Here is a 23,540-nt window from a genome sequence, read left to right as displayed (position 1 = left end):
CGTCCGCACTGTGAGAACGTGGCGACCCTCGCACGGCGGACAGCGTTTGCGGGACGTGGAGGGCTAAGGCACGCTATGAGGCGTCAGGGGGCACCTGATTGACGCTCGCGATGTGGCAGCCGGTCGCGATCCACGTGCCCGGTACCGTGCGGGCGACCTACCCCTGACGATGGATGGTGCCATGCGGAACCCGGCGGTCGGTCTTCTCGAGTCCCCCACCTACTCGGCGGTGCGCGCATGGGTGGATCGCACGGGTCGAGGAGAGCTCTCCGCCTCGCCGGCGGTGCTGTTCCGGGAGGAGCACCTCGACAACGGCGATGACGTGCGATTCCGCTGGTCGATGGGCCGGACCGTCAATTGGTTCGGCTGCTGTGCCGTCGCCCCGCTTCAGGAGTGGCCGCGCCGAGCGGACGGGGTGGCGCTGCACCATGTGCTCGCCCTCGACCTACGACTCCTCGCAGGGCTGGCGTGCGGTGGCGCCATGGCGACCTGGCCCGGCTTCTCCGATCCGCTGCCCCAGACGGGAATGCTGGAGGTGTTCCACGATCTGATCACCCCCGGGACTTCCCCCGCCGATGCCCACCGGGGCGCATGGCGGGTGAGGTGGGTCCCTCAGGTGGAGACCGGCGCACTGATCCCACCGCCCGGTGATCTGACCACCGCGGCACTGTGCCGGCGGTTCGTGCCGCAGGCGGGGTTCACCACACCGCCCGAGGCGGACGTGCGCGCGCGCCGAGTCCCCTCAGCGCGACGGCTCTCCCGGGGGGCTCGCAGGTTACGCGACTCGCTGCGATCCGCCTGGCAGGGCAAGAAGGCGAGCGGATTCAGCCACGCCTTCGGCTACCCCGAGATGGGGGAGACGACCTCGCGTCCACTGGTGCGTGATGTGCTCCCGGTGTCCGCCGGGGACGACCACACACTCCTGCTCGACCTGGACCTGGGTGCGCTTCCCGGTGTCTGCCCCCGGGGGACGAGGCTGGAGGTCTGGATGCGCGACACCGATCTCGCGACCGCGCGGTTCGAGCGGGCCTGGTGCCTGTTGCGCCACGACACGTAACGGCACTCGACCGGTGGCGTGACTCACGGGCGCCGGCTCGCTCGCGTGCCGCCCGGGTTCACGGCGGACGCCCGAGCGAGCGCTCCTCAGGCGGAGGTCGTGGACACCAGGTGCACGCGCCCGTCCTTCGGCCGCCACACGGTGGTGCGTGAGCCGGTCGCGTCTCGCTCGACCCGCACCGCCACTCGCGCCGGCACGAGGATCGGTGCCGCGAACTGGACGTCCCACGCGAGCCGGTCGCCCCGAGCGGGGCCGAGGGCCGCGAGGGCACGGGCCGCGGAGTCCATGCCGTGCGCGATGGTGCGGCGGAACCCCATCGCCTTGGCGGCCAGGGTGTGCAGGTGGATCGGGTTGCGATCCCCGGAGACCGCCGCGTAGGCGCGGGTGTCGGCCTTGGCGGTGTGCCAGCCCCCGGTGGGGACCAGGTCGGTCGCATCGGCGGGACGCTCGGGGCGCTGCACGACCTCCAGGCCCGCAAGTGCGGTGCGAGCGGCGAGGTAGGTGGAGGTGCCGCGCCAGACCAGCTCCCCGGCGGAGTCGTGCACCCGTGTCACCAGGTCCACCTGGGTGCCGGTCCCCGCGGAGCCCACCGGGCGTGCCAGCAGGTTCGTGGCGTGCGTGGTGACCTCGAGTGCTTCATCCACCCGCGCTGCGCGGACCTGCTCGATCCGGTTGGCGATGTGCACCATGCCGAGCATGGGCAGCGGGAAGTCGGTGCGGGCCATGAGGGCCAACTGCATCCCGAACACACTGATGTGCACGAACCCGGGAGGCGCAGTGTCACCCGCGCGCTCGCCCACGAGGTGGGCGTAGGCGTCCAGGCGCTCGCGGTCCAGGCGCAGGTCCGCCACGTGCAAGGCGACCCCCGGCAGAGTGGTGGCCTCCGGGGTCGACATCATCGCGGCCCGCCCGGTCTCCACGACCGCCTTGCGGTAGACGGACGACGGTGCGGGTACCGCCGGGAGAGTGCGCACCTCGGACGGGCTCGGGGAGGGGTGGTGGGCGGACGGTGTGACGAACTGATCGAGCCAGTCGCCACCCGGCTCACCCGCCACCGGGCCCCGGTCTGGCGCCGTCATCAGCGGCCCACCAGGTTCTGCCCGCACACCCGCAGCACCTGGCCGTTGACGCCGCCGGCCTGCGGGGAGGCGAGGTAGGCGATGGCCTCGGCCACGTCCACCGGCTGCCCGCCCTGCCCGAGCGAGGCCACCCGGCGGGAGATCTCCCGCTGGGCCCGGGGGATGGAGGCGGTCATCTCGGTCTCGATGAACCCGGGCGCCACCGCGTTCGCACGGCCGCCGCCGGCGGCGAGGATCGGCGCCCAGGCGCGGGTGGCGCCGATGACGCCGGCCTTGGAGTAGCCGTAGTTCGTCTGGCCGCGGTTCCCGGCGATACCGGAGGTGGAGGCGAGGGAGATCTGCACCAGGTGCGGCAACTCGAGGGCGAGGGCCGTGGTGATGCGTAGCTGCGCGGCAAGGTTCACCGCGATCACCGAGTCCCACTTCTGCTCGGTCATGTTCGCCAGCAGCTTGTCGCGCAGGATCCCGGCGTTGTGCACGAGCACGTCCAGGCCGCCGAAGGCGGAGGTGGCGCGCTGCAGGATCGTGGCGGCGGCCTCCGGCGCGGTGATGTCCAGTTGCAGCGCCACGCCGCCGACCTCGTTCATCACCGCCGCGAGGCTCTGCCCCGCCGCGGGCACGTCCACCCCGAGCACGCGGGCGCCGTCACGCGCCAGGGTCCGCACGGTCTGCGCGCCGATGCCGCGGGCGGCGCCGGTGACCACGGCCACCAGCCCCTCCAGCGGGCGGCGCCAGTCCTCGGGCGCGGTGCCGGGGCCGGTGACGGGCAGCAGTTGCCCGTCCACGAAGGCCGAGCGGGCCGAGATCAGGAAGCGCAGCGCCCCGGTGACGGCCGGGCTCTCCAGCGCCACGCCGTCGGCCACCAGGATCCCGTTCGCGGTGGCGCCTGCCCGCAGCTCCTTGCCCAGGGATCGCACCAGCCCCTCCACCGCCTCCCGGGCGGCGGCCAGGGCCGGGTCGGCCACGCCGTCGGCGCTGCGGGAGATCGTGATGATGCGCGCGCAGCGCGCGAGTTCGCGCAGCGTGCCGGCCAGCGCCAGGATCCGCTCGGACTCCTCGCCCGGCTCGGTGATGTCGGTGAGGTCGAGGACCACCGCGCCCCAGCGCTGCTCGGCGGGGCCGTCCTCGGCGGCGTGCCGCCGCACGTCGAGGTCCCAGCCACGCAGGGTCGCCGCGAGGGCGTCGGTGCCGGGTCCCTCGCCGATCACCAGGACGGGTCCGGCGGTGAGGGGATCATCCACCCGGGTGGGGTCGGTGCGGCGCAGCGCCACCGGCTCGGTGAGTCCGAGGGCGCCGGTGAGGGTGCGGGAGATCTGCTTCTGCACGCCGCGCAGGGGTGCCGGGACGGTCGCCATCTCAGGCCTCCAGCAGCATCGCGACGGCCTGGCCACCGGCGGCGCACACGGAGATGAGCCCGCGGATCGGGCCGCCGTCGGAGTCCTGCGCGCGGCGCTCGGCGAGCAGGGTGGCCAGAGTGGCCACGATCCGGGCGCCGGTGGCGGCGAACGGGTGCCCCGCCGCGAGGGAGGAGCCGGTCACGTTCAGGCGCTCGGGGTCGACCTGGCCCAGGGCAGGCAGGCCGAGCTTGGTCTGGCAGAACTCCTCGTCCGCCCACGCGGTGGTGGTGGCCACGACCACGCCGGCGAAGGCCTCGTGGATCTCCACCAGGTCGATGTCCTCCAGGCGCAGGCCCTGACGTGCCAGTAGGCGGGGTACGGCGTAGGCGCCGCCCATCAGTAGCCCCTCCTCGCCGTGCACGAAGTCCACGGCGGCGGCCTCGGCGTCCACGATCCGCGCCAGGGCCGGCAGGTTGCGCTCGGCGGCCCAGTCCGGGGAGGAGATGAGCACGGCGGCCGCGCCGTCGGACAGCGGGGTGGAGTTCCCGGCCGTCATCGTGGGGTTCGGGTGGCCGTTGCCGAACACGGTGCGCAGCCCGGCGAGGGTCTCGGTGGTGGTGTCGGGGCGCAGCGTGGCGTCGCGGGTGAGTCCACGGAACGGGGTGACGAGGTCGTCGAAGTAGCCCGCGTCCCAGGCCGCAGCCAGATTCTGGTGACTGGCCGCGGCGATGGCGTCCTGCGCCTCGCGGGTGACCTGCCACTGCAGGTTGGTCAGGGCCTGGTGCTCACCCATCGACAGCCCGGTGCGGGGCTCGTTGACGTTCGGGGCCACGGGGGCCAGGTCGCTGGGGCGGATCTGCCCGACGAGCTTGAGCTTGTCCAGCGGCTTCTTCGCGGCGTTCATCTTCAGCAGCACGCGGCGCAGCCGGTCGCTGACCACGATCGGGGCGTCCGAGGTGGAGTCGGCGCCCGCGGCGATGCCCGAGTCGATCTGCCCGAGGGTGATCTTGTTGGCGATGTCCCAGGCGGCCTCGATGCTGGTGGCGCAGGCGCGCTGGATCGTCACGGCGTTGGTGTGCGGGTCCAGCGGGGTGCCGAGTACCGCCTCGCGGGCGAGGTTGAAGTCCTTGCTGTGGTTCAGCACGGCGCCGGCGCGGACCTCACCGAGCGTGACGCCGGACAGGCCGAAGCGCGCGACCAGCGCCTCCAGGGTGGCCGTGAGCATGTCGAGGTTGCTGGCACCGGCGAACTGCTTGCCGGCCTTGGCGAACGGGGTGCGGTTGCCGCCGACCACGACGGCGGTGCCGTTGGGGCGGGTGGTCTCGGCCGTGGTGTCCGTGGTGTCCGTGGTGTCGGTGGGGCTGGTCGTGGCGGTCGTGCGGGCCATCGTGTCTCCTTGTGAGGGACGCGGTGAGCGCGTCGTTGCGATCGGATGTCTAGTACTCAGCGTACCGGATACTTCACACCGCTGGGTCGATCGCGCGCGAGAGGGTTCTGCAGGTACCGCGAGAGGGTTCTGCAGGTCACGCCCCGACGTCGTGGAGATGGTGGTGCGCGTCGTGCCAGAAGTACTGGCCCAGCGTCCGCACCGTGAACTCCGACCCGTTGGAGCGCAGGCCGCGGCGCGCGTGATCCGCCTCGGTCACCGACTCGAAGGCCGCCGCGAGCGTGAGGCCCGCGTCGGCCAACTCCTCAGCCACGACTGGTCCAGTCCTTGGTGTCCGGTTCGATCGAGTTCGTCATGACCCGATCGTGGCAGAAGGCCTGCAGAACCCTCTCGCGGTGCCTGCAGAACCCTCTCGCGAAGGGGTCAGTCGGTGGTGCGCTCGTAGCGGCGCATGTGCTCACCCATGCCGGCGAACCGGAACGGTCCGGTGGTCTCGGCGGCCGTACGGTACTCGCGGCCGTCCTCCGGAAGGGTGGTCTTGTGCAGCACCTCGTAGGCCGTGTGGTCCAGGGGGATCCGCCGCTCGATGATCGAGCGGTGCTCCTGCACCCGCAGCAGGTCGCGGTACCCGGGTTGGATGACGCCGCCGAAGAACTCCGCCACCGAGCCCGACCCGTAGCTCGCCAGGCCGACCCGTGCGCCGGTGAGATCGCCGTCGTGGGTGTCCAGCAGCGAGGCCAGGGCCACGTACACCGAGGCGGTGTAGGAGTTCCCGATCAGCCGGTTGTAGCGCATCGTGTCGGCGAGGTAGTCCGCGACCTCGGCCGGAGCGGGGTTCTGGCCGGCCATCACGGCGAGGTGGCGATGCGCCTTGCTCGCCATCTTGGTGAACGGCTGGTGGTAGCAGATCGAGGCGAAGGACTCGAACGGGGCGCCGCCCTGGTTCAGGTAGTCCGTCCAGGCGCCGCCGATGGCATTGAGGTAGGCCTTGATCGAGCCCTTGCCGTCCACCAGCGCGGTGGAGCGGTAGTTCGGGCGCCAGAAGTCCATGACGTCCTGGGTGAAGACGCCCGCAGGGTTCGCCACTGCCATGAGGCCCGGGTTGGCCTGGACGAGCATCGCGGCGGCCGCGGCGCCCTGGGTGGATTCCCCGGAGGAGCCCAGGTCGTAGCGCGCGACGTCGGAGGCGACCACGAGCACCTTCTGCGAAGGGTCGCGGGCGATGAGGCCGATGGCGAACTGCAGCGCCGCCGTGGCGGAGTAGCAGGCCTGCTTCAACTCGACCACACGAACGGTCTCGGGCAGGCCCACCAGTTGGTGCACGTACACGCCGGCGGACTTCGACTGGTCGATGCCACTCTCCGTGGCGAACAGCAGGGTGCGGATGCCGTCCATCCCGTTGCGCTCGAGGATCCGGGCGGTGGCCTCGGCGGCCATCGTGACGATGTCCTCGTCCGGGGCGAGCACGCTCATCACGTCCTGGCCGATGCCGACCGAGTACTTCGCGGGATCGATCCCCTGGTGGTCGGCGAGCGCACCGAGGTCGAGCCGGTAGTGCGAGGTCGCCAGTGCGAGATCGTGGATGCCGATCGACGCCGGCGTCACCGACTCGGGCTGGGACATGGTGGCGTTGGCTCCTTCTCGCGTGCGCCTCGGGGGCTGCCGGGGCGGGGCACCGGCGATGCCCACCCATGATTATGGACCTACTTCACTTGGTGAACGACCCGACCAGCCTACCTGGACGGACCCTCCACGTGATCTCCACGTCTTGTGAGAGCCCGGTACCCGGCGTGGCCCCGCTCGTGTGGACGGTCATGGGGTTGGGCGGGAACCGCGTTCCAGCACCACATGTGACCGCATCAGTTCACCTGGATTGGTCTGGGCCGCCATGAGCGAGAGCTCCCCGCACCACACTGCGGCGGCCGCCAAGACGGCCAGTCGTCGCGCGTTCTCGCCCGCAGGGCGATCCTCGCGGCACCCCAGGCGCGTGAGTGCCTCCTCGACCTGCGGCAGGCCCTTGCCGTTGCCCACGGACCCCACGATCAGGTGCGGCAGGGTGCAGGAGAAGTAGAGGTCGCCGTCGCGGTCCTCGGCCCGGGTGATGCCCTGCGACCCCTCGACGATATTGGCCGCGTCCTGGCCGGTGGCGAGGTAGAAGGCAAGCAGCATGTTCGCGTAGTGCGCGTTCGCGCTGCGCAGCGACCCGGCCACGAGGGAGCCGAGGAGGTTCTTGCGGGTGTTGAGCGTGGCCATCCGCTCGGCGGTAGTGCGCAGCCGCTTGGTCACCAGCTCGCGCGGGATGAGGGCCTCGGTGACCACGTTCTTGCCGCGCCCGAGGATGCCGTTGACAGCCGAGGTCTTCTTGTCCGTGCAGTAGTTGCCCGAGATCGAGCCGTACCGCAGCCCGGGTTCGACGCTGAGGATGTGGTCCATCAACCGCTCGGCCGCCAGTGTCACCATGTTGTGCCCGGAGGCGTCCCCGGTCGTCAACTCGAAGCGCAGGAAGAGCAGGTCGCCCACGATCTGCACGTGCAGATCGATCAACCGGGCGAATCTGCTCGTCGCGGAGATCACCGACTGCAGTTCCTCGCGGGAGGATTCCAGGCGCCGCCAGGCAGCCAGGGCGGTGGCGGCGTCGTCCGCCTCGAAGACGACCGACCGGCTCATCCGCTCATCGACCACGACGGCACGGATGCCCCCGTCGATCAGGGAGGAGATCCGTGCGCCACGACCGACAGACGGCCACAGCGGGGTCTCGTAGGTGGCCAGCGGGACGCTGATCTCGTCGGTGACGTCGCCGCTGATGCGCAGCGGGCCGACCCACTTCAGCGGGATCGGGGTGTGTGCCTGTTCGCTCATCACCGCCTGACGGTACTACTGGTACCCGCCATCGGCCCCGGTGGGCACTCCCGGGTCAGTGGGCGAAACTCCAAGTACCTGATACTCTGAGTTTCATGAGTGAGGTGGCCGAGGTCAGTGGCGATGGTCGCTCCCGCCGCTGGGAGCAGCATCGCGCCCAGCGGCGCGCTGAGTTGACGCACGCCGCTCGCCGCGCCATCCACCATGGCGGCTCGGACCTGTCGATGGACGAGATCGCGGGTGCCATCGGCACCTCGAAGTCCATCGTCTACCGGTACTTCACCGACCGCACCGGCCTGCAGACGGCGATCGGTGAAGCCGTGCTGGTCGATCTGGGCGACGCCCTCGCCCGCGCGACCAGTGGTGCCCGGGAACCGCACGACGTCATCGCGAGCATGGTGCGCGTCTACCTGGAGATGATCTCCCGCTCCCCCTCGGTCTACGCGTTCGTCACGCGCGGGGAGGCCGACTCCGGGACCGGTCCGATGCGCACGCTCGCCGATGACGCCGCTGCCCTCCTGGTGCCCGTGCTCGCCGAGGTCCTGGCCGCCTCGGGTAGGCCACCCGGGCTCGCCGACACGTGGGCGGGCGGCGTGATCGGGTTCGTGCGCGGCGCAGCCGAGGTGTGGCTGCAGCAGACCTCCCACGACGCGGACTCCCGAGCCGGCGCTCTGGAGGACCTCACCGACACCATCACCGAGTGGGTGTGCCACGGCACGAGCCCCTCACCCGTTCCAGTCTCGCAGGACCACCGCGGGCGCTGACCGCGCCCGAAGAACACCGCCGCCCGCGGCACGACGAAGGAGTCACCATGGAGTTCACCGAGCAGAGCGCCACCGACAAGGACGGCACCGCGACCACGGCCGGGACGGCCCCCGGCCTGACCACGCCGACCGACCACGCCACGCCCCTGACCGAGGCCGCGATCCGGGAGCTGGGTGACCTGCTCGACGGGCGTTGGGCCGAGCTGCGCCGCCACTCCCGCACCGTGGCCACCGACCCGGACCTGGTGCACGTCCCCGGCCTGCCGGTCCCCGAGCACCGCGATCGGGTGCTCGCGGCGCTGCAGAAGCTCGCCGACGCGAGCGAGGTCCAGCGCGCCTTCCCCACGCGGATGGGCGGCGAGGACAACCCCGGCGGGAACATCGCCAGCTTCGAGGAACTCGTGGTCGCCGACCCGTCCGTGCAGATCAAGGCCGGCGTGCAGTGGGGTCTGTTCGGTGCCGCCGTGCTGCACCTGGGCACCGAGCACAACCACGAGGAGTTCCTCCCCGGCATCATGACCCTGGAGGTGCCCGGCGCCTTCGCGATGACGGAGATCGGACACGGTAGCGACGTCGCCTCGATCGGCACCACGGCCACCTACGACCCCGAGACCGAGGAATTCGTCATCCACACCCCCTTCCGGGCGGCGTGGAAGGACTACCTCGGCAACGCCGCCCTGCACGGGGTCGCGGCGGTCGTGTTCGCCCAACTGATCTCCCGGGGCGTGAACCACGGCGTGCACGCCTTCTACGTGCCGATCCGGGACACCACCGCCCCCAAGGACGAGCGTGGCGCCTACCCGATGCTCCCGGGCATCCAGTCCGAGGACGACGGCGTCAAGGGTGGCCTGAACGGCATCGACAACGGTCGTCTGGCCTTCGATCACGTGCGCATCCCGCGCACCAACCTGTTGGACCGCTACGGCCAGGTGGCGCCCGACGGCGAGTACTCCTCTCCCATCGCCTCGCCCGGGCGGCGCTTCTTCACGATGCTCTCGACTCTCGTGCAGGGGCGCGTCTCGCTGGACGGCGCGGCGGCGGTCGTCTCCAAGATGGCCCTGGCCATCGCCATCCGGTACGGCACGGAGCGCCGCCAGTTCACCGGCGCCGACCCCGACGTCGAGACGGTGCTGATGGACTACGGCACCCACCGGCGGCGCCTGATCCCCCGTCTCGCACGCACGCTCGCGGTGCAGTTCCTGCACAACGACCTGCTCGAGCGCTTCCACGGCGTCTTCTCCGGTGAACACGACACCGACGAGGACCGCCAGGACCTGGAGACCCTCGCGGCGGCCGCCAAGTCCCTGTCCACCTGGCACGCACTGGACACCCTGCAGACCGCGCGGGAGGCGTGCGGTGGGCAGGGCTTCCTTGCCGCGAACCGTCTAGTCAGCCTGCGCGCCGACATGGACGTCTACGCCACCTTCGAGGGCGACAACACGGTGCTGCTCCAGTTGGTCGGCAAGCGCCTGCTGACGGACTACGGGCGCTCGACGGCGCAGATGGACGTGGCCGGTCAGGTGCGCTGGGTCGCGGACCGCGCCGGCGACATGGCCCTGCACCGTACGCCGCTGCGCCGGGCCTCCCAGTCCATCCGGGACTGGGGTTCGCGCGCCCGCTCTGCGGAGGAACTGCGTGACCCGGCCGTGCAGCGCGAGCTGCTGGAGGACCGCGTGGAGTCCATGGTCGAGGAGATCGCGCTGCGGCTGCGCGCGAGCCAGAAGGGCAGCCCGGTGGAGAAGGCCGCCGCGTTCGACGAGAACCAGGTCGAGCTGATCGAGGCCGCTCGCGCGCACGGCGAACTCATGCAGTGGGAGGCGTTCACCGGGGCGCTGGAGGCCATCACCGACCCGCAGGCGAAGCGTGTGATGACCTGGCTGCGGGACGTGTTCGCGCTCACCACGATCGAGGACCACATGGCCTGGTACGTGGTCAACGGGCGCCTGTCCGCACAGCGTGCCCGCACGGTGACCTCCTACGTGGAGCGTCTGCTGAAGCGGCTGCGCCCGCACCTGCGCAGCATCGTGGACTCCTTCGGGTACGGCGACGAGCACCTGCGTGCCGACATCGCCACCGGCGCGGAGGCGGCGCGGCAGGCCGAGGCGATGGCGTACCACAGTCAGGAACGGGCCACGGGTCGGGCCCCGGTCTCGGAGAAGGACACGGCCAAGGGGCGCGCGAAGGGCGCCGGGCGAGTCGGGGGACAGCGCGCGAGCGCCTGACCTCCCGCGACAGGACGCCGAGCCCCGACCGGGGCTCGGCGTCCTGTTGCGTGCTGGGCCGCAGCGGCGCGGATGCCCCGGGTCCAGGCGTGCGCGGGTGGAGTGGTATTCCCTGATGCGCACAGTAGTCTGATCGCTTCAGGTTCGATGTGCCCGGCGGTCGTCATCGGCTCGGGCGCATCGAACTCGGCAGGGGGTCATCAGGGGGTGTTCCGTGGCGTCGCCGTGGTACTACGCGAAGGGCGAGTGGTTTGCCATCGCCTGCGGCCCCATGCTGGCATGCGTGCCCCCGACCACGCCGGATGAGGCCGTTGTGCAGTGGTGGCGTCTGCTGAACGGGGCGTCGGCCACCGGGGGGGCGGCACGGCTCGCCGCGCTGCGCCTGGTCGGGGAGCGCACGGGCGACGCGGTTCTGGTGCTCGACGCGACCAGCGACGGCGAGGCGACCCTGCTCGCCCGCGGAGACCGTGCCGCGCTCGAGGCCACCGGTGGCGATGCGAGCGCGACCACCTGGACCGAGGAGGTTCTGGAGGCGGCCGACGAGCTCGAGGTGCGGGTCGCGGGCCACGCGGGCGGCGAGCCGTGGATGCCGCTGCTGGCCGGTGTGGCGCGCGTGGGCGCGTTGGTGCGCGGGGAGGTCACCGCAGTCCCCGGCACCGGTGCTCCGGGCGCCGCCTCCGGGCAACCATTCGCCCCCCGGGACCAGGAGGACGCCGCGCACCAGGCCCTGGAGGCCCCGGCGGCCGCGCCGGTGCGGGTGCGCCTGCACCTGTCCTCCGGGGAGAGCCTCGACGTCGAGGGGCCGGTACTGATCGGACGCGCCCCCACGGCTCCGGCGGGGCAGGCGGCGCGACTGGTCTGCGTCGCGAGCCCGCGCGGCGGGATCGCCCGCACCCACACCCGGGTGGAGGTGCGCGGCGCGAGGGTCCTGGTGACCGACCTGGCCACCACCAACGGCGTACTGGTGAGACATCCGCGCCGTCTCCCGTTCCGTCCCCAGGCGGGGGTCGCGACCGAGGTCGGGCACGGCGCCGTCGTCGAACTCGCGGACGGCGTGAGCTTCCGGGTCGAGGTGGGGCAACGATGAGACGCCCGGGGGCGCCCGCCATCGAGGGTCTGGAACCCCTTGACCTCATCGGCCGTGGTGGCTCGGCGGACGTGTACACCTACCGCCAGGTGATGCCGCCGCGGACCGTCGCGGTGAAGGTGCTGCACGGCACCGGTGAGGGGCACACGCTGGCACCCACCGAGGCGGTGGTGATGGCGGCGCTCTCCCACCATCCCGCGATCGTGACCATCCACCAGGCCGGGGTGAGCGAGGACGGCCGTCGTTACCTCGTGATGGAGTACTGCTCGCGCCCCAATCTGGCGCGTCGCTACCGCAGTGAGCCGATGGGGGTGCCCGAGGCGCTGAGCCTGGGTGTGCGGTTGTCGGCCGCGGTCGAGACGGCGCACCGCAGCGGCGTGCTGCACCGGGACATCAAGCCCGCGAACGTCCTGGTGACGGACTACGGGTGGCCGGCGCTCGCGGACTTCGGGATCGCCTCGAGCCACGGTGGGTCCACGGGGGGGATGTCCTTGCTGTGGGCCGCGCCCGAGGCCGTGGAGGATCCCGATGCCTTCGATGCCCGCTCGGATGTGTACTCCTTGGCGGCCACGATCTACACGTTGCTTGCCGGGCATGCGCCGCACGAACGCGGGTCGGAGCGGCTGGAGGCCTCCACGCTGGTCGACAGGACCTTGCGCGAGTCGGTGCCGCCCTTGGGGCGCTCCGACGTCCCGACCTCGCTGGAGGCCGTGCTGGCGCGCGCGATGGCTCGTGACCCGCAGGACCGCTTCGACGCGGCGGTGGACCTGGGCCACGCGCTCCAGGACATCGAGCGAGAACTCGGCCTACCCGTGACCGAGTTGACGCTCTCGCTGCCCGAAACGACGACCGGCGACCCGAGTCTGGTCGACCTGACGGACTGGGACACGGCGGCCACGGGCGCCACCACGCGTCGGCTCGCCGCCCCGGCGCCGGCGGTACCCGGGGGTGAACGGGGGCGCAGCACCCCCCGCTCCCTCGGTGGCGTGGGCGGCGTCGGTGAGCCGGGGAGCCCCGCGCCTGCCACTGCGGGTTCGACCGTGCCGGCTGCGGGCCGCGTGGCCGTGCGGCGCCTCGCGTTGGCCCTCTGCGCCGCGATCGTCGCGACGATCATCATCGCCTGGGCCCTGTCCCGAGCGGCGCAGGTGGAGACTCCTGACGAACCGACTCCCGCTCCCGAGCCGGCGTTCACCGCGGGGGTCCCCGCCCCGAGCGACCTGGTCCTGCGCCGCGAAGGGGAGGACGTCGTGGCCACCTGGGTGAACCCGTCCCCGCAACCGGGGGACCGGTTCTCCTGGCAGGCGGAGCTCGACGGCGTACCGACCGCGCGCGAGTCGACAACCCGGACGCAGGTGCGGGTACCGGCAGGGGGCGTGACCGAGGTCTGCCTACAGGTGGCCGTGGTCCGCCAGGACGGTGCGTTGAGCGATCCCGAGGAGCAGTGTGTTCCCTAGGGTTCCGGCGTGGCTCGCGCGTGTGGCTGCCTGGCTGACACCGGCGCGGCTGCGCTGGGGTCTGCTCGCGCTCGGCGTGGTGGTCGCGACCACCCTGGTCTGGGGTCATCCCGGACTCCGTGTCCAGGACGTCACCCTCGACGACGGCGGTGTGTGGGTCACCCACCCCCAGGAGCACGCCCTCGCGCGCTTCAACACCGGCATCCGAGAACTGACCGGTGAACTCGACACGGGGGTGGAGTCCTTCGACGTCGTGCAGGACGAGGCCACGGTGCTGCTGGTGGAGGCGACGCGCCTGACCGTGGTGGACGTGCGGACCGTGACGCGCTCCACCAGCGTGACGCTGCCGGCCGGCGCGGAGGTGGACCTCGCGGGCGACATGGTGATGATCTGGGACGCAGCGGCCGGTGAGACGTGGTTGCGGCCGGTGGCGCTCCTGGGCTCCTTCGACGCGTTGCGGGACGTCCCGGATGCCGAGCCCGGACCGGGCGGCGTGAGCGCGCTGCGCCGCGACGGCAGCGTGGCCACGATGACGGCGGCAGGCCAGGAGTTCCTCACGACCTGGCGGAGCGAGGAGGGTGCGGCCGAGGAGGGTGCCGGCCAGGCCCGCACCGACCCGACGCGCCGCCGGGAGGCGTCCCCGCAGGGTGGCTGGGAGCAGGCAACGGTGGCGGGAGAGTCCCTCGTGGCGCTCGCGGGCACCACCCTGTCGATGCCACACGGGGTGGTGCAGGTGCCCGACGACGCCCGGCTGCAGGAGCCGGCCGCGCCCGGTGACTCACTCGCTGTGGCGACCCCGGGCTCGCTGCTGCGCGTGGACCTCGGCTCGGGTGCGGTGACCGAGGATGTGGTGCACGAGGGGGCAGTGGCTTCCGAGGCGACCGCGGCCCCGGTGCGGATCGGCGAGTGCGTGCACGCCGCGTGGGCGCGGGCGACGGACTCCTACGCGCTGCGCTGCGGGGGCGAGGACGACATGACGCTGGATGTCCCCGCCCTGGCGGGGGCCGTGGAACCCATTCTGCGTAGCAACCGGGGGCGAGTGGTGCTCAACGACGCCGCGAGCGGCGCGGTGTGGGTGCCCCAGGTGACGGCGGAACGGCTCGACGCGGTGTGGGCCTCGCTCGAGGCGCGCACCGAGGAGAGCTCCGTGGCGCCGCAGGACCGGGAGTCGACCGCGACAGCGGGCGCCGAGTGCGGGACCGAGGCCTCGGATCTCACCGCCGTCGACGACGAGTTCGGGGTGCGCCCCGGTGGGGTCGTCGTGCTCGACGTCCTGCGCAACGACTCCTCCGCTGGTTGCGGGGTGCTGACGGTCACGGCCGTGGAGGACGTGCCTGCCGAGATCGGGCACGTCACCGTGGTCAACGGCGGCCGGTCGGTGCAGCTGACCGCGGCGGCGCAGGCGCAGGGCGAGGTGACGTTCGCGTACTCCGCGACCGACGGATCGGGAAGCACCACGCCCCAGCGTGCCGCCGTGACGGTGCACGTGATCCAGCCGGGCACCCAGCGTGCGCCGGAACACCATGTCTCCCCCCACCTGCACGTGGAGCAGGGGGGATACCTCGTCTACGACGCGCTGGCGGACTTCCGCGATCCGGACGGTGACACGCTGGAGCTCGTCAGTGCGCACCCCACCGCCGGGCAGGTGCAGCTGGATTCCCGAGGACTGCTCACCTTCTGGCCCGGAGGCACCGAGCCCGGACAGGTCCGGCTCGAGGTGGTCGTCACGGACGGCGAGCACGAGGTCACCGCATCGGTTCCGGTGAGTGTGCACGAACCCGCCTCCCTCCCACCCGGCCTCGGCGTCGTGCACGCGCAGGCCGCGGTCGGTGAGGTGGTCACCGTGCAGCCGCTGGAGGCCGTGGTGGCGGGTGGCGCGAGCACCATGCGGCTCACGGGCGTGGAGGAGGTGGAGGGCCTGGAGATCGTCCCCGACCTGGCCGAGGGGACCATCCGGGTCAGCGGCGCGGTCCCCGGTACCTACGAGGTCCCGTACTCGGTGGCGTCCGGTGGCCAGGTCGCGAGCGGCATCGTGCGCCTGGACGTGCGCTCGGGGGAGTCGACCGCGATCGTGACCACGAGTGACGTGGTCCACCTTCCGGCCGCGGGGGACGTCACGATCCGGCCCCTGGCCAACGACCTGCCACCCGCGAACAGCGTGCTCGTGCTGAGCGAGGTCGAGGTGGTGCAGGGGGAGGGCCTGGAACTGTCGGTGCGCGGCCACGACACGCTCACGCTGAGTCGGGTCGCCGACGTCTCGGGCGACGTGCAGTTGCGCTACACCGCCACCGACGGGCGGGTGAGTGCCACGGAGACGATCACCGTGCTCGCGCAGGGGCATGCGCAGGAGCAGCTCGCGCCGAGCCTCGCCGATATCGACGTGTCGGTCAAGGCGGGTGGGGTGGTGACGGTGCCGGTCCTGGAGCACGCCACCGCCGCGGAGGGCGAGCAGTTGAACATCATGGCCGACGGCGTGACCCAGCCGGATGCGGGCCTCGTCATGGTCTCGGGTGACAGTGTGCGCTTCCTTGCGCCGCAGGAGCCGTCGACCCAGCGGTTCACGGTCGCGGTCACCGGGGAGGGGGGCACCGCCAGCGCGGCGGTGACGGTCGCGGTGCACGAGCCGGATCCCGCGAGTAAGGAGCCCTCGCTGCCCACGGACATCACCGCGCGGGTGTTCGCGGGCGAGGAGGTCAGCATCCCGATCCCGCTCATCGGGATCGACCCCGATGGTGACGGCGTGCTCCTGCTCGGCCAGGCATCCGCGCCGAGTCTGGGACGGGTGACGGAGTGGCGCTCGCGCACCGTGGTGTACGAGGCGTACCCGGATGCCGCCGGGACCGACACGTTCACCTACGCGGTGGAGGACTGGGCGGGCCAGCGCAGTACCGCCACGATCCGGGTCGCGGTGATCCCGCGGCCCACGGACGCCGGATCCGTCACCGCGGTGGACGACCTCATCGAGGTGCGGCCCGGCACGACCGTCAGTTATCCGGTGCTGCGCAACGACGCCGATGCCGCAGGTGGGGCATTGGCGCTCCTCCCCTCGCTCGACGTGGGAACCCCGGGGGTGAGTGCGCGGGTCGTGGGCGAGGAGATCCATGTGACCGTGCCGGCCTCCCCACCGGATGCCTCCGGCGCGCTGCACATCGTCTACACCGCCTCCTCCGTCACCTCGCGGGACTCGGCGGTGCTCACCGTGTTGGTCGCCGACGACGCCGAGGTCGAGGCGCCGGAGGCGGCGGACGTGGTCGTGCGCCCGGTGGACACCGTGGGGCGCGCCGAGGTCGAGGTCGACGTGCGTGCGCTGGCACACAACTCCCTCGGCGGCGTGGAGGATCTCCAGCCGGTGGTGCCGGAGGGTGTCGAGGGCGTGGACGTCTCATCGCTCGGCGTCCTCACGGTGACGCTGACGGACACCACCCGGGTGGTGCCGTACGGGCTGGAGGTCGCGGGGCCGGACGGCGAGAGTCTCATCGGCTACGCCACGATCACTGTCCCCGCACTCGGCAACTTCCCGCCGGTGCTGCGACCCCGAACCGAAGCGCTGACGGTGCGCTCGGGAGAGAGCCTCGTGGTGGACCTGACGGAGTACGTACAGGTGGCGCCGGGCAAGGAGGTGGTGCTCGCCGACGCCGATGCCGTCAGCGCCACGCAGGCGCAGGAGGTCCGCGTGGTCGATTCCCAGACCGTCGAGTTCGTGGCGGGCGCCGGGTACGCCGGCCCGGCCTCGCTCACCGTGACCGTGGCCGACGGCCCACCCGGCGGCATCGGAACGCGCGAGTCGGTGCTCAGCCTCCCGGTGACCATCCTCGCGACCGAGGACTACCCGCCGAGGTTCGCCGGTGCGCGCCTCGACATCGCCCCGGGGGAGGAGCCTCTGACCGTGGACCTCGCGGACCTGACCTCCTCCGTCGCGGCGCTCGGCGAGGACGGCTCGGGCTACCGCTACCGCCTCACCGGCTCCCCGCCGCAGGGCGTGGAGGCGGCGCTGTCCGGGACACTGCTGACGGTCTCGGCGGCGGTCGACACGCCGAGCGGAACCCAGGGTGCGATCGGTATCGCCATCGACTACGGCGGCCAGGAGGAGGTCCTGGGCCGGGTGGAGGTGGATGTGGTCGCCTCGACCCGGCCGCTGGCCCGGCTCCTGGATCATCGCCTGACAGCCGAGGCCGGTAGCGAGGTGGTCGTGGACGTTCTCGAGGGCGCCTTCAACCCGTTCCCGGCCCGCTCGCTCAGCGTGGTGGGCACGCAGATCACCGGCGACGCCACCGCCAGCAGCACCGGTGGCCAGGTCACCGTGGCACTCTCCGAGGCGGCTCGCGGGCGGGTCCGGCTGGTCGTGACGGTTGCGGACGCCACCGGCGAGCGCAGCCGCGTGGTGCAGTCGGAGGTGATCATCACCGTCCTGGCGCCACCGCAGCAGCCGGCGCCGCCATCGGTGCTGTCGGTGGGCGACGGGTCGGTCGAGCTGTCCTGGAGTGCCCCCGCCGCCAACGGTGCGGCGATCTCCGGTTATCTCCTCACGGCGAGCGATGGCCGGACGGCGGAGTGCGCCACGACCTCCTGCACCTTCGAGGGCCTCCCGAACGCCGTCCCCGTCGCGTTCACCGTCACCGCACGCAACACCGTCGGTTCCTCCGAACCCAGCCTGCCCAGCGAGACGGTGACCCCGGACGTGGTGCCGGACGCCCCGCCGACCCCCACCCTCGAACGCGGGGACGGCATCCTCACCGCCCGCTGGGCGCCCGCGACCTCCCGAGGAACCGCGGTGATCGGCTACGACCTCGAACTGGCCCCCGGCGGGGAGCGCGTCAGCCTCGGCGCCGAGGACCTGGAACACGTCCTGCAGGACCTGGATCTCGGCGAGAGCTACCGGGTCCGCATCCGTGCGCACAATCAGATGGCGCAGCCGGGGGCGTGGAGTGAGTACTCGACACCGCAGGTCGCCGCCGCAGCCCCGGGGGTGCCCACCGGACTGCGTGCACCGAGCGGGCTGAGCGACGGCTCAGGTGTGCTGTCGGCCTCCTGGGAGGCCCCGGCGCCCAGCGGCGACCCGGTGACCTACCAGGTTCGTGTGACCGGGCCGGTGGCCGACGGCTCACAGGCTGCGCGAGGTGTGCTGGAGACGAGCGGTACGTCACTGACCGTCCGCGGCGTGGTCCCGGGGGAGCAGTACTCCCTCGAGGTCCGGGCCCGCAACGCGGTGGGCGAGTCGGCGTGGAGTCAACCGCTCCGGACCCGGGTGTGGAACGCACCCGGCACGCCCACCGCGCTGACCCTGGAGGGCACCTCCTCCCCGGGCACGACGACGGTCTCACCGACCCTGCGATGGACGGCGCCGACCGCGACCGGTGGTCGAGGCATCACCATCGCGCGGTACGACGTGCAGTACCGGCTCGACGGTGCTGAGCAGACGCTCACCGCCACCGGCCCGGCGCTGACCCTGAACGACCTGCCCGCAGGCGCGAGCCTGTCCTTCCGGGTCCGCGCGGTCAACAGCGAGGGCGCGCTCGGGGAGTTCTCCCCCTGGTCGGCTGCGACGACCCTCACCGCTAGACCCCTGGTCACCGGTGCCTCGGCCGAGGTCGCCACGGACGGCACCGTGACCCTGACCTGGCAGGTGCGTGACGGGGGGTCACCGGTCTCGGCCACGGAGATTGCGATCGACGGGCTGGGCATCTACGCCGCGGGGACACAGACCACGTGGCTGAGTGAGGCGCCCGTGCCTGCCGGGGAGTACCAGGTGAGGATCCGCGTGACCACCGCGATCGCGACCTCCGAACCGGCGGCCCTGACCGTGGTGGTGCCGCCGCCGCAGGACGCGGGGGACAGGATCAACCGAGGGAGTGGGGGACCACGATGACGATGACGGCTGCCGGAGCCCAGGAGTTCGCCACGGCGCTCCAGGCCCTGACGGACAACGTGGCACACGTGCTGCTGGGCAAGCGGCGGGTGATCCGGCTGGCCCTGACCACCATGCTGGCGGGTGGGCACCTGCTGCTGGAGGACGCCCCCGGAACCGGGAAGACGTCCCTGGCACGGGCGATCGCCGCCTCGGTGCAAGGCAGTCACAGCCGGATCCAGTTCACTCCGGATCTGTTGCCCACCGATGTGACCGGTGTGTCGGTGTACGACCAGTCGACCGGGTCCTTCACCTTCCAACCGGGACCGGTGCTCGCCTCCATCGTGCTCGCTGACGAGATCAACCGGGCATCCCCGAAGACCCAGTCCGCCCTCCTGGAGGTGATGGAGGAGGGGCACGTCACGGTGGACGGCACCGTGCACACGGTCGGTGATCCGTTCATGGTCATCGCCACCCAGAACCCGGTGGAGCAGGCCGGGACGTACCGGTTGCCGGAGGCGCAACTCGACCGGTTCCTGATGAAGACCAGGATCGGCTACCCGGACACCGAGTCGGCGATCGCGGTCCTGGAGGGCTCGGCCCTGCGTGACCGCGCTGCGGAGATCGGACCGGTGATGAGTGCCGAGGAGGTGGTCGCGCTCGGCCAGGCCGCGAGCGATGTCCACGCCGACCGCCGGATCCTCGCCTACGTGAACGCGCTCGTGGAGACGACACGGTCGGACCCGCGTACGGTCCTGGGCTCCTCGATGCGCGGCGGGATCGCCCTGGTGCGGGCAGGAAAGGTGTGGGCCGCCGGGCAGGGCCGGCACTACCTGTTGCCCGACGACGTGAAGGACCTGGCCCTGGTGGTGCTCGCGCACCGCCTCGTGATGGACCCGGACGCGGAGTTCGCCGGGGCGACACCCGACGCGGTCGTCGAGGATGCGCTCGCACTCGTCCCCGCGCCCAGCGCCGATGAGGAGTGACCACACACTCACCCGTCTCGGCTACGGGGTGGCGATCACCGGGCCGATCGGGGTCGTGCTCGGCGTGCTCACCGGGTGGGTGGAGGCACTCGCGGCCGGGGTGTCACTGATCACAGCACTGGTGGTGGCAGAGCTGCAGGCCCGGGGCGTGGCGAGTTACCACGTCGAGATCACCGCGAGCACGCTGCGGGTGGCGCTCGGCGAGGCGACCTCGGCCCGAGTGAGCGTCGTCTCACGCTCACGGCGACGAGTCTCCGCCTCCATCGTCGAGGTCATGGTGGGGGACCGACTCTCGGCATTCGAGGTGCCCGCGCTGCGCCCCGGTGCCGGGCATGTGGCAGAACTCGAGGTCCCCACCCATCACCGTGCTGTGGTGACCGTGGGTCCGGCGACCACGGTGCGCACCGATGCCCTGGGCCTGGTGCGTCGTCGACGGGTATGGAGCGGTCGCACGTCCATCTTCGTGCACCCCCGGACGGTGTCCGCTCCGGCCGCGGTGAGTGGACAGGTGCGGGACCTGGAAGGTCGTGCGCTGAGCGCCTTTGCCGAGGCGAACCTTGCCTTTCACGCCCTGCGCGCCTACACCCCCGGTGACGACGTGCGGCGTATCCACTGGCGCTCCACCGCGCGCACCGGTCGGGTGGTGGTGCGCCAGGACGAGGACGTGCGCCGCACCCGCACCGCGCTCGTCCTGGCCATGGACGAGCAGGAGTACCGCGGGCGCCGCGACATCGAGCTCGCGGTCAGCGTATTCGCCTCCATCGCCGCGATGGAGGTGCGGGAGGGCCGTGGTGTGGTGGCGGTCGCGGGCCGAGAGCTGCCCGTGCAGACCCCGACCGCCCTCCTGGACGCCTTGTGCGCTGTGGATCCGCGAGCGGGCGGGGAGTCCTCGCAGCGGGCTGCGAGCGTGGTCCGGCGGATCGTTCCCGACGCCTCCCTCGTGGTGGTGGTGACCGGCGCGGCCGCGCCCCCCGCACAGGTGCGCGCGGCGCTGTCGCACATCCCGGGGTCGTCGCGTCGGGTGGCGATCGTGTGCAGACCCGGGGCGGGGGTGACCGTGCGCTCCTGGGGAGCCGACGTCATGGTGCGACTCGGTGACCTCAGCGAGTTGCCCGGTCTCACCCGGCGGATCTCGGCTGCGAGCGTGGAGTAGCGCGATGACCCGACCGTCCTCCGCATCGAGGCTCGTGCGGCGCTCCGTGGGGTCGCGTGCACTGGCTCCCCTGGCGTGCCTGCTGGCGATGGCGCCCCTGATCCCGGCGTACCGCTCGGCCACCGTCGTGCTGATCGCGGTCGCCGGCGTCACCGCCGGGTCGGTGCTCGCTGCCGTGTGCGAGCGGCGCGGGTGGGGGATCGCGAGATTCGGTCTCGCGCTCGTGGCCTGCTACGCCGCGGGGTACGTCCTGGTCGTGGCGCCACCGATCGCAGGGCGCACCTGGTGGCAGTCCCTGACCGGTGCCGCTACCGGGTGGTACCAGGGGTGGAAGGATGCACTCACCCTGCAGGCGCCGCTCGGGTCCGCTCCCCAGGTCGCGGTCGTGCCGTGGGTGATCGGCCTGACCACCAGCGCCGTCGCGGGACTGGTCGTGGCACGGTCGCGTGGCTCGGCCCGCCGACTGGCGGTCCTGCTGCCGGTCGGTGCCATGCTGCTCAGCCTGGTGCTCACGGACCGGTCCCCGCTGGCCCCTGCCGTGGTCGGGTCCCTCCTGATCCTGCTGGTGGTGCTGTGGGCCCGCACCATCGCACGTCCCGGACGATTGCACGCGCACCGGCCGCGCGCCATGACAGCCGCCCTTGTGATCCCGCTGGCACTCGGCGTCGGCGTGGCGCTGCTGGTGCCGCTCCAGCCGCGTCTGGTGATCCGAGATCATGTGGCCCCGCCGGTCGACATCTCGGCCTGGCAGAGCCCGCTGGCGCAGTTCCGGTCCTACGTGGGCGAGCGTGCGGAGGATCACCTCTTCACCGCGACCGGACTCCCCGCAGGGACCCGGATGAGGATCGCGGTCATGGACACCTACGACGGCGTGACCTGGAGGAGTTCCCCGGCGGCCGCGCTCTTCCGGCACTGGGGTGGCCGCGACGAGTCGGCGCTGGGTGCTGCGGGACCGGTGGCCGCCGCCGAGGTGGTCGAGGTCGAGGTCGTGCTGGAGGCTCTGGAGACACCGTGGCTACCGACCGTGGGCGACCCGGTCGACCTGGACGCCACCGAGGCGCTGGCCCCCACGATCCGGTACAACGCCCTCACCGGGACGGCTCTGAGCCTGACCGGGATGGCGCCGGGGGAGCGCCTGTACCTGGAGACGGTCCTGCCACCCAGCCTCGAGGACGCCGATCTCGAGGGACTCGACGTGCGAGGCGACGCGCTGGAGGACCTCGCGGAGATCCCCGAGGTGGTGGGCGTGGTCGCCCGGGAGTGGACTGCGGCCGCCACGACGCCGGCGCAGGCGGCACGCGAGCTCGAGACGCGGCTGTCCGGGACCGGGTACTACTCCGATGGTGCCTCGGCGCTGGACTCGCCCGCCGGGCACGGACTGAACCGCATGCTGGCGTTGCTGGGGGCGGACTCCATGGTCGGCAACGACGAGCAGTACGCGTCGCTGATGGCCCTGATGGCACGGGAACTGGGGCTGCCCTCGCGGGTGGTGATGGGCTTCACCGTGGTCGACGGTGAGGTACGAGGGCAGGACGTGACAGCGTGGGTCGAGATCGCCTACGAATCCGCCGGCTGGGTCGCGTACGACCCGACACCGCCGCGCTCGCGGACGCCCGCCGAACAGCAGGAGCAGGTGGAGCCCGATCCGGAGCCGCGTAACACACCGGCGGCGCCGACGGCTCCTGAACCCGCCCAGCCACCGACGCAGGAGCCGGTGGAGGTACCCCCGGAGGACTCCGAGCAGGACCTCCTCGGGGCATCGGGCTGGCTGGCCGTGACCGTGCGCATCGCGGCGGTTCTGGGAGTCCTGCTGCTGGTGAGCCTGCCACTCCTGGTGATCCTCGCGCTCAAGGCGCGTCGGGAACGACGCCGTCGGCGCGCCGCCGACCCTGACACCCGCGCGCTGGGGGCATGGCAACAGGCGCTGGACCTGGCACGGGACCTGGGGGTGCGCCCCGGGCCGGCGATGACCCGGCGGGAGCGGGCTCACCGGGTGGCGCGGGAACTGGACCTGGCGGATACGCCGTCGACGGCGCACCGGGGGCAGCCGGTGGTGTGGCACGCGCCGGCCCCGGGTGAGGTCTCTCCCCTGGAGGAGGACCTCGATCTCCTGGCGCGAACCGCGGATGCGGCCTCGTTCGCGCCCGACGCGTTGGCGCCGGGCCGTGACGTCGATGCCTGGGACGCGCTGGAGCGGGTGCGCGCCGGGGCGCTGCGGGAGCGGTCCGCGATACGGCGCTGGCGAGCTCGGCTCTCCCGCGCGTCGCTGCGGGCGATACGCTGAGGCACGCCCATTCCCGCTCGCGACAG

At 72.2% G+C, this 23,540-nt stretch carries 15 protein-coding genes; 9 read left to right on the top strand and 6 right to left on the bottom strand.

Annotated elements, in window-relative coordinates; genetic code table 11:
* The first annotated feature begins 181 nt into the window (after nucleotides 1-181).
* Entirely contained in the window at nucleotides 182-1,057 is an 876-nt protein-coding gene (locus ATL40_RS11860) for a DUF1963 domain-containing protein (protein ID WP_169925966.1), read from the top strand.
* An 86-nt stretch (nucleotides 1,058-1,143) separates the two neighbouring features.
* On the opposite strand, the gene ATL40_RS11855 is transcribed toward ATL40_RS11860, so the two are convergent.
* The 6 genes from ATL40_RS11855 to ATL40_RS11830 form a co-directional block, all read right to left on the bottom strand.
* Nucleotides 1,144-2,136 carry a MaoC family dehydratase gene (locus ATL40_RS11855; RefSeq protein WP_098469715.1) on the bottom strand — a complete coding sequence of 331 codons (993 nt, stop codon included), beginning with the start codon at nucleotides 2,134-2,136 and terminating at the stop codon, nucleotides 1,144-1,146.
* Entirely contained in the window at nucleotides 2,136-3,491 is a 1,356-nt protein-coding gene (locus tag ATL40_RS11850) for a 3-oxoacyl-ACP reductase (protein WP_098469714.1), read from the bottom strand. Before ATL40_RS11850 ends, ATL40_RS11855 begins: the two co-directional genes overlap by 1 nt.
* Nucleotide 3,492: 1 nt before the next feature.
* The gene (locus ATL40_RS11845; RefSeq protein WP_098469713.1) at nucleotides 3,493-4,860 is read right to left on the bottom strand and encodes an acetyl-CoA C-acetyltransferase; all 1,368 of its coding nucleotides are present in this window, start codon (nucleotides 4,858-4,860) and stop codon (nucleotides 3,493-3,495) included.
* Between the two features lie 136 nt (nucleotides 4,861-4,996).
* A complete protein-coding gene (locus ATL40_RS11840) occupies nucleotides 4,997-5,173 on the bottom strand; it encodes a DinB family protein (RefSeq protein ID WP_211283117.1) in 177 nt (58 codons plus the stop codon).
* Nucleotides 5,174-5,283: 110 nt separating this feature from the next.
* The gene (locus ATL40_RS11835) at nucleotides 5,284-6,483 is read right to left on the bottom strand and encodes a hydroxymethylglutaryl-CoA synthase (RefSeq protein WP_098469712.1); all 1,200 of its coding nucleotides are present in this window, start codon (nucleotides 6,481-6,483) and stop codon (nucleotides 5,284-5,286) included.
* A 189-nt stretch (nucleotides 6,484-6,672) separates the two neighbouring features.
* Nucleotides 6,673-7,719, bottom strand: a complete 1,047-nt coding sequence (locus ATL40_RS11830; RefSeq protein WP_143556969.1) for a hydroxymethylglutaryl-CoA reductase — start codon at nucleotides 7,717-7,719, stop codon at nucleotides 6,673-6,675.
* Nucleotides 7,720-7,814: 95 nt separating this feature from the next.
* Between ATL40_RS11830 and ATL40_RS11825 the strand changes: the two genes are divergently transcribed.
* The 8 genes from ATL40_RS11825 to ATL40_RS15595 all read left to right on the top strand — a co-directional run bounded on the left by ATL40_RS11825 (nucleotide 7,815) and on the right by ATL40_RS15595 (nucleotide 23,514).
* Entirely contained in the window at nucleotides 7,815-8,483 is a 669-nt protein-coding gene (locus ATL40_RS11825; protein ID WP_098469711.1) for a TetR/AcrR family transcriptional regulator, read from the top strand.
* A gap of 47 nt (nucleotides 8,484-8,530) precedes the next feature.
* A complete protein-coding gene (locus ATL40_RS11820) occupies nucleotides 8,531-10,705 on the top strand; it encodes an acyl-CoA dehydrogenase family protein (RefSeq protein WP_098469710.1) in 2,175 nt (724 codons plus the stop codon).
* A 283-nt stretch (nucleotides 10,706-10,988) separates the two neighbouring features.
* The gene (locus ATL40_RS11815; RefSeq protein ID WP_143556968.1) at nucleotides 10,989-11,792 is read left to right on the top strand and encodes an FHA domain-containing protein; all 804 of its coding nucleotides are present in this window, start codon (nucleotides 10,989-10,991) and stop codon (nucleotides 11,790-11,792) included.
* Nucleotides 11,789-13,246: a serine/threonine-protein kinase gene (locus tag ATL40_RS11810; protein WP_098469708.1), complete on the top strand. Its 1,458-nt coding sequence runs from the start codon at nucleotides 11,789-11,791 to the stop codon at nucleotides 13,244-13,246. Before ATL40_RS11815 ends, ATL40_RS11810 begins: the two co-directional genes overlap by 4 nt.
* A 22-nt stretch (nucleotides 13,247-13,268) precedes the next feature.
* The gene (locus ATL40_RS11805; protein ID WP_098469707.1) at nucleotides 13,269-19,112 is read left to right on the top strand and encodes an Ig-like domain-containing protein; all 5,844 of its coding nucleotides are present in this window, start codon (nucleotides 13,269-13,271) and stop codon (nucleotides 19,110-19,112) included.
* A complete protein-coding gene (locus ATL40_RS11800; protein ID WP_098469706.1) occupies nucleotides 19,109-20,077 on the top strand; it encodes an AAA family ATPase in 969 nt (322 codons plus the stop codon). The genes ATL40_RS11805 and ATL40_RS11800 overlap by 4 nt, the downstream gene beginning before the upstream one ends.
* Nucleotides 20,067-21,230 carry a DUF58 domain-containing protein gene (locus ATL40_RS11795; RefSeq protein WP_169925965.1) on the top strand — a complete coding sequence of 388 codons (1,164 nt, stop codon included), beginning with the start codon at nucleotides 20,067-20,069 and terminating at the stop codon, nucleotides 21,228-21,230. Before ATL40_RS11800 ends, ATL40_RS11795 begins: the two co-directional genes overlap by 11 nt.
* A gap of 4 nt (nucleotides 21,231-21,234) precedes the next feature.
* Complete coding sequence (locus ATL40_RS15595; protein ID WP_143556967.1) at nucleotides 21,235-23,514, top strand: transglutaminase family protein; 2,280 nt, start codon at nucleotides 21,235-21,237, stop codon at nucleotides 23,512-23,514.
* Nucleotides 23,515-23,540: the final 26 nt, after the last annotated feature.

Origin of the sequence: Serinibacter salmoneus, assembly GCF_002563925.1 — a bacterium.
Lineage (GTDB): Bacteria > Actinomycetota > Actinomycetes > Actinomycetales > Beutenbergiaceae > Serinibacter > Serinibacter salmoneus.
Note: the sequence above shows the minus strand (reverse complement) of the source record. Positions and strands in the feature narration are given on the sequence as shown.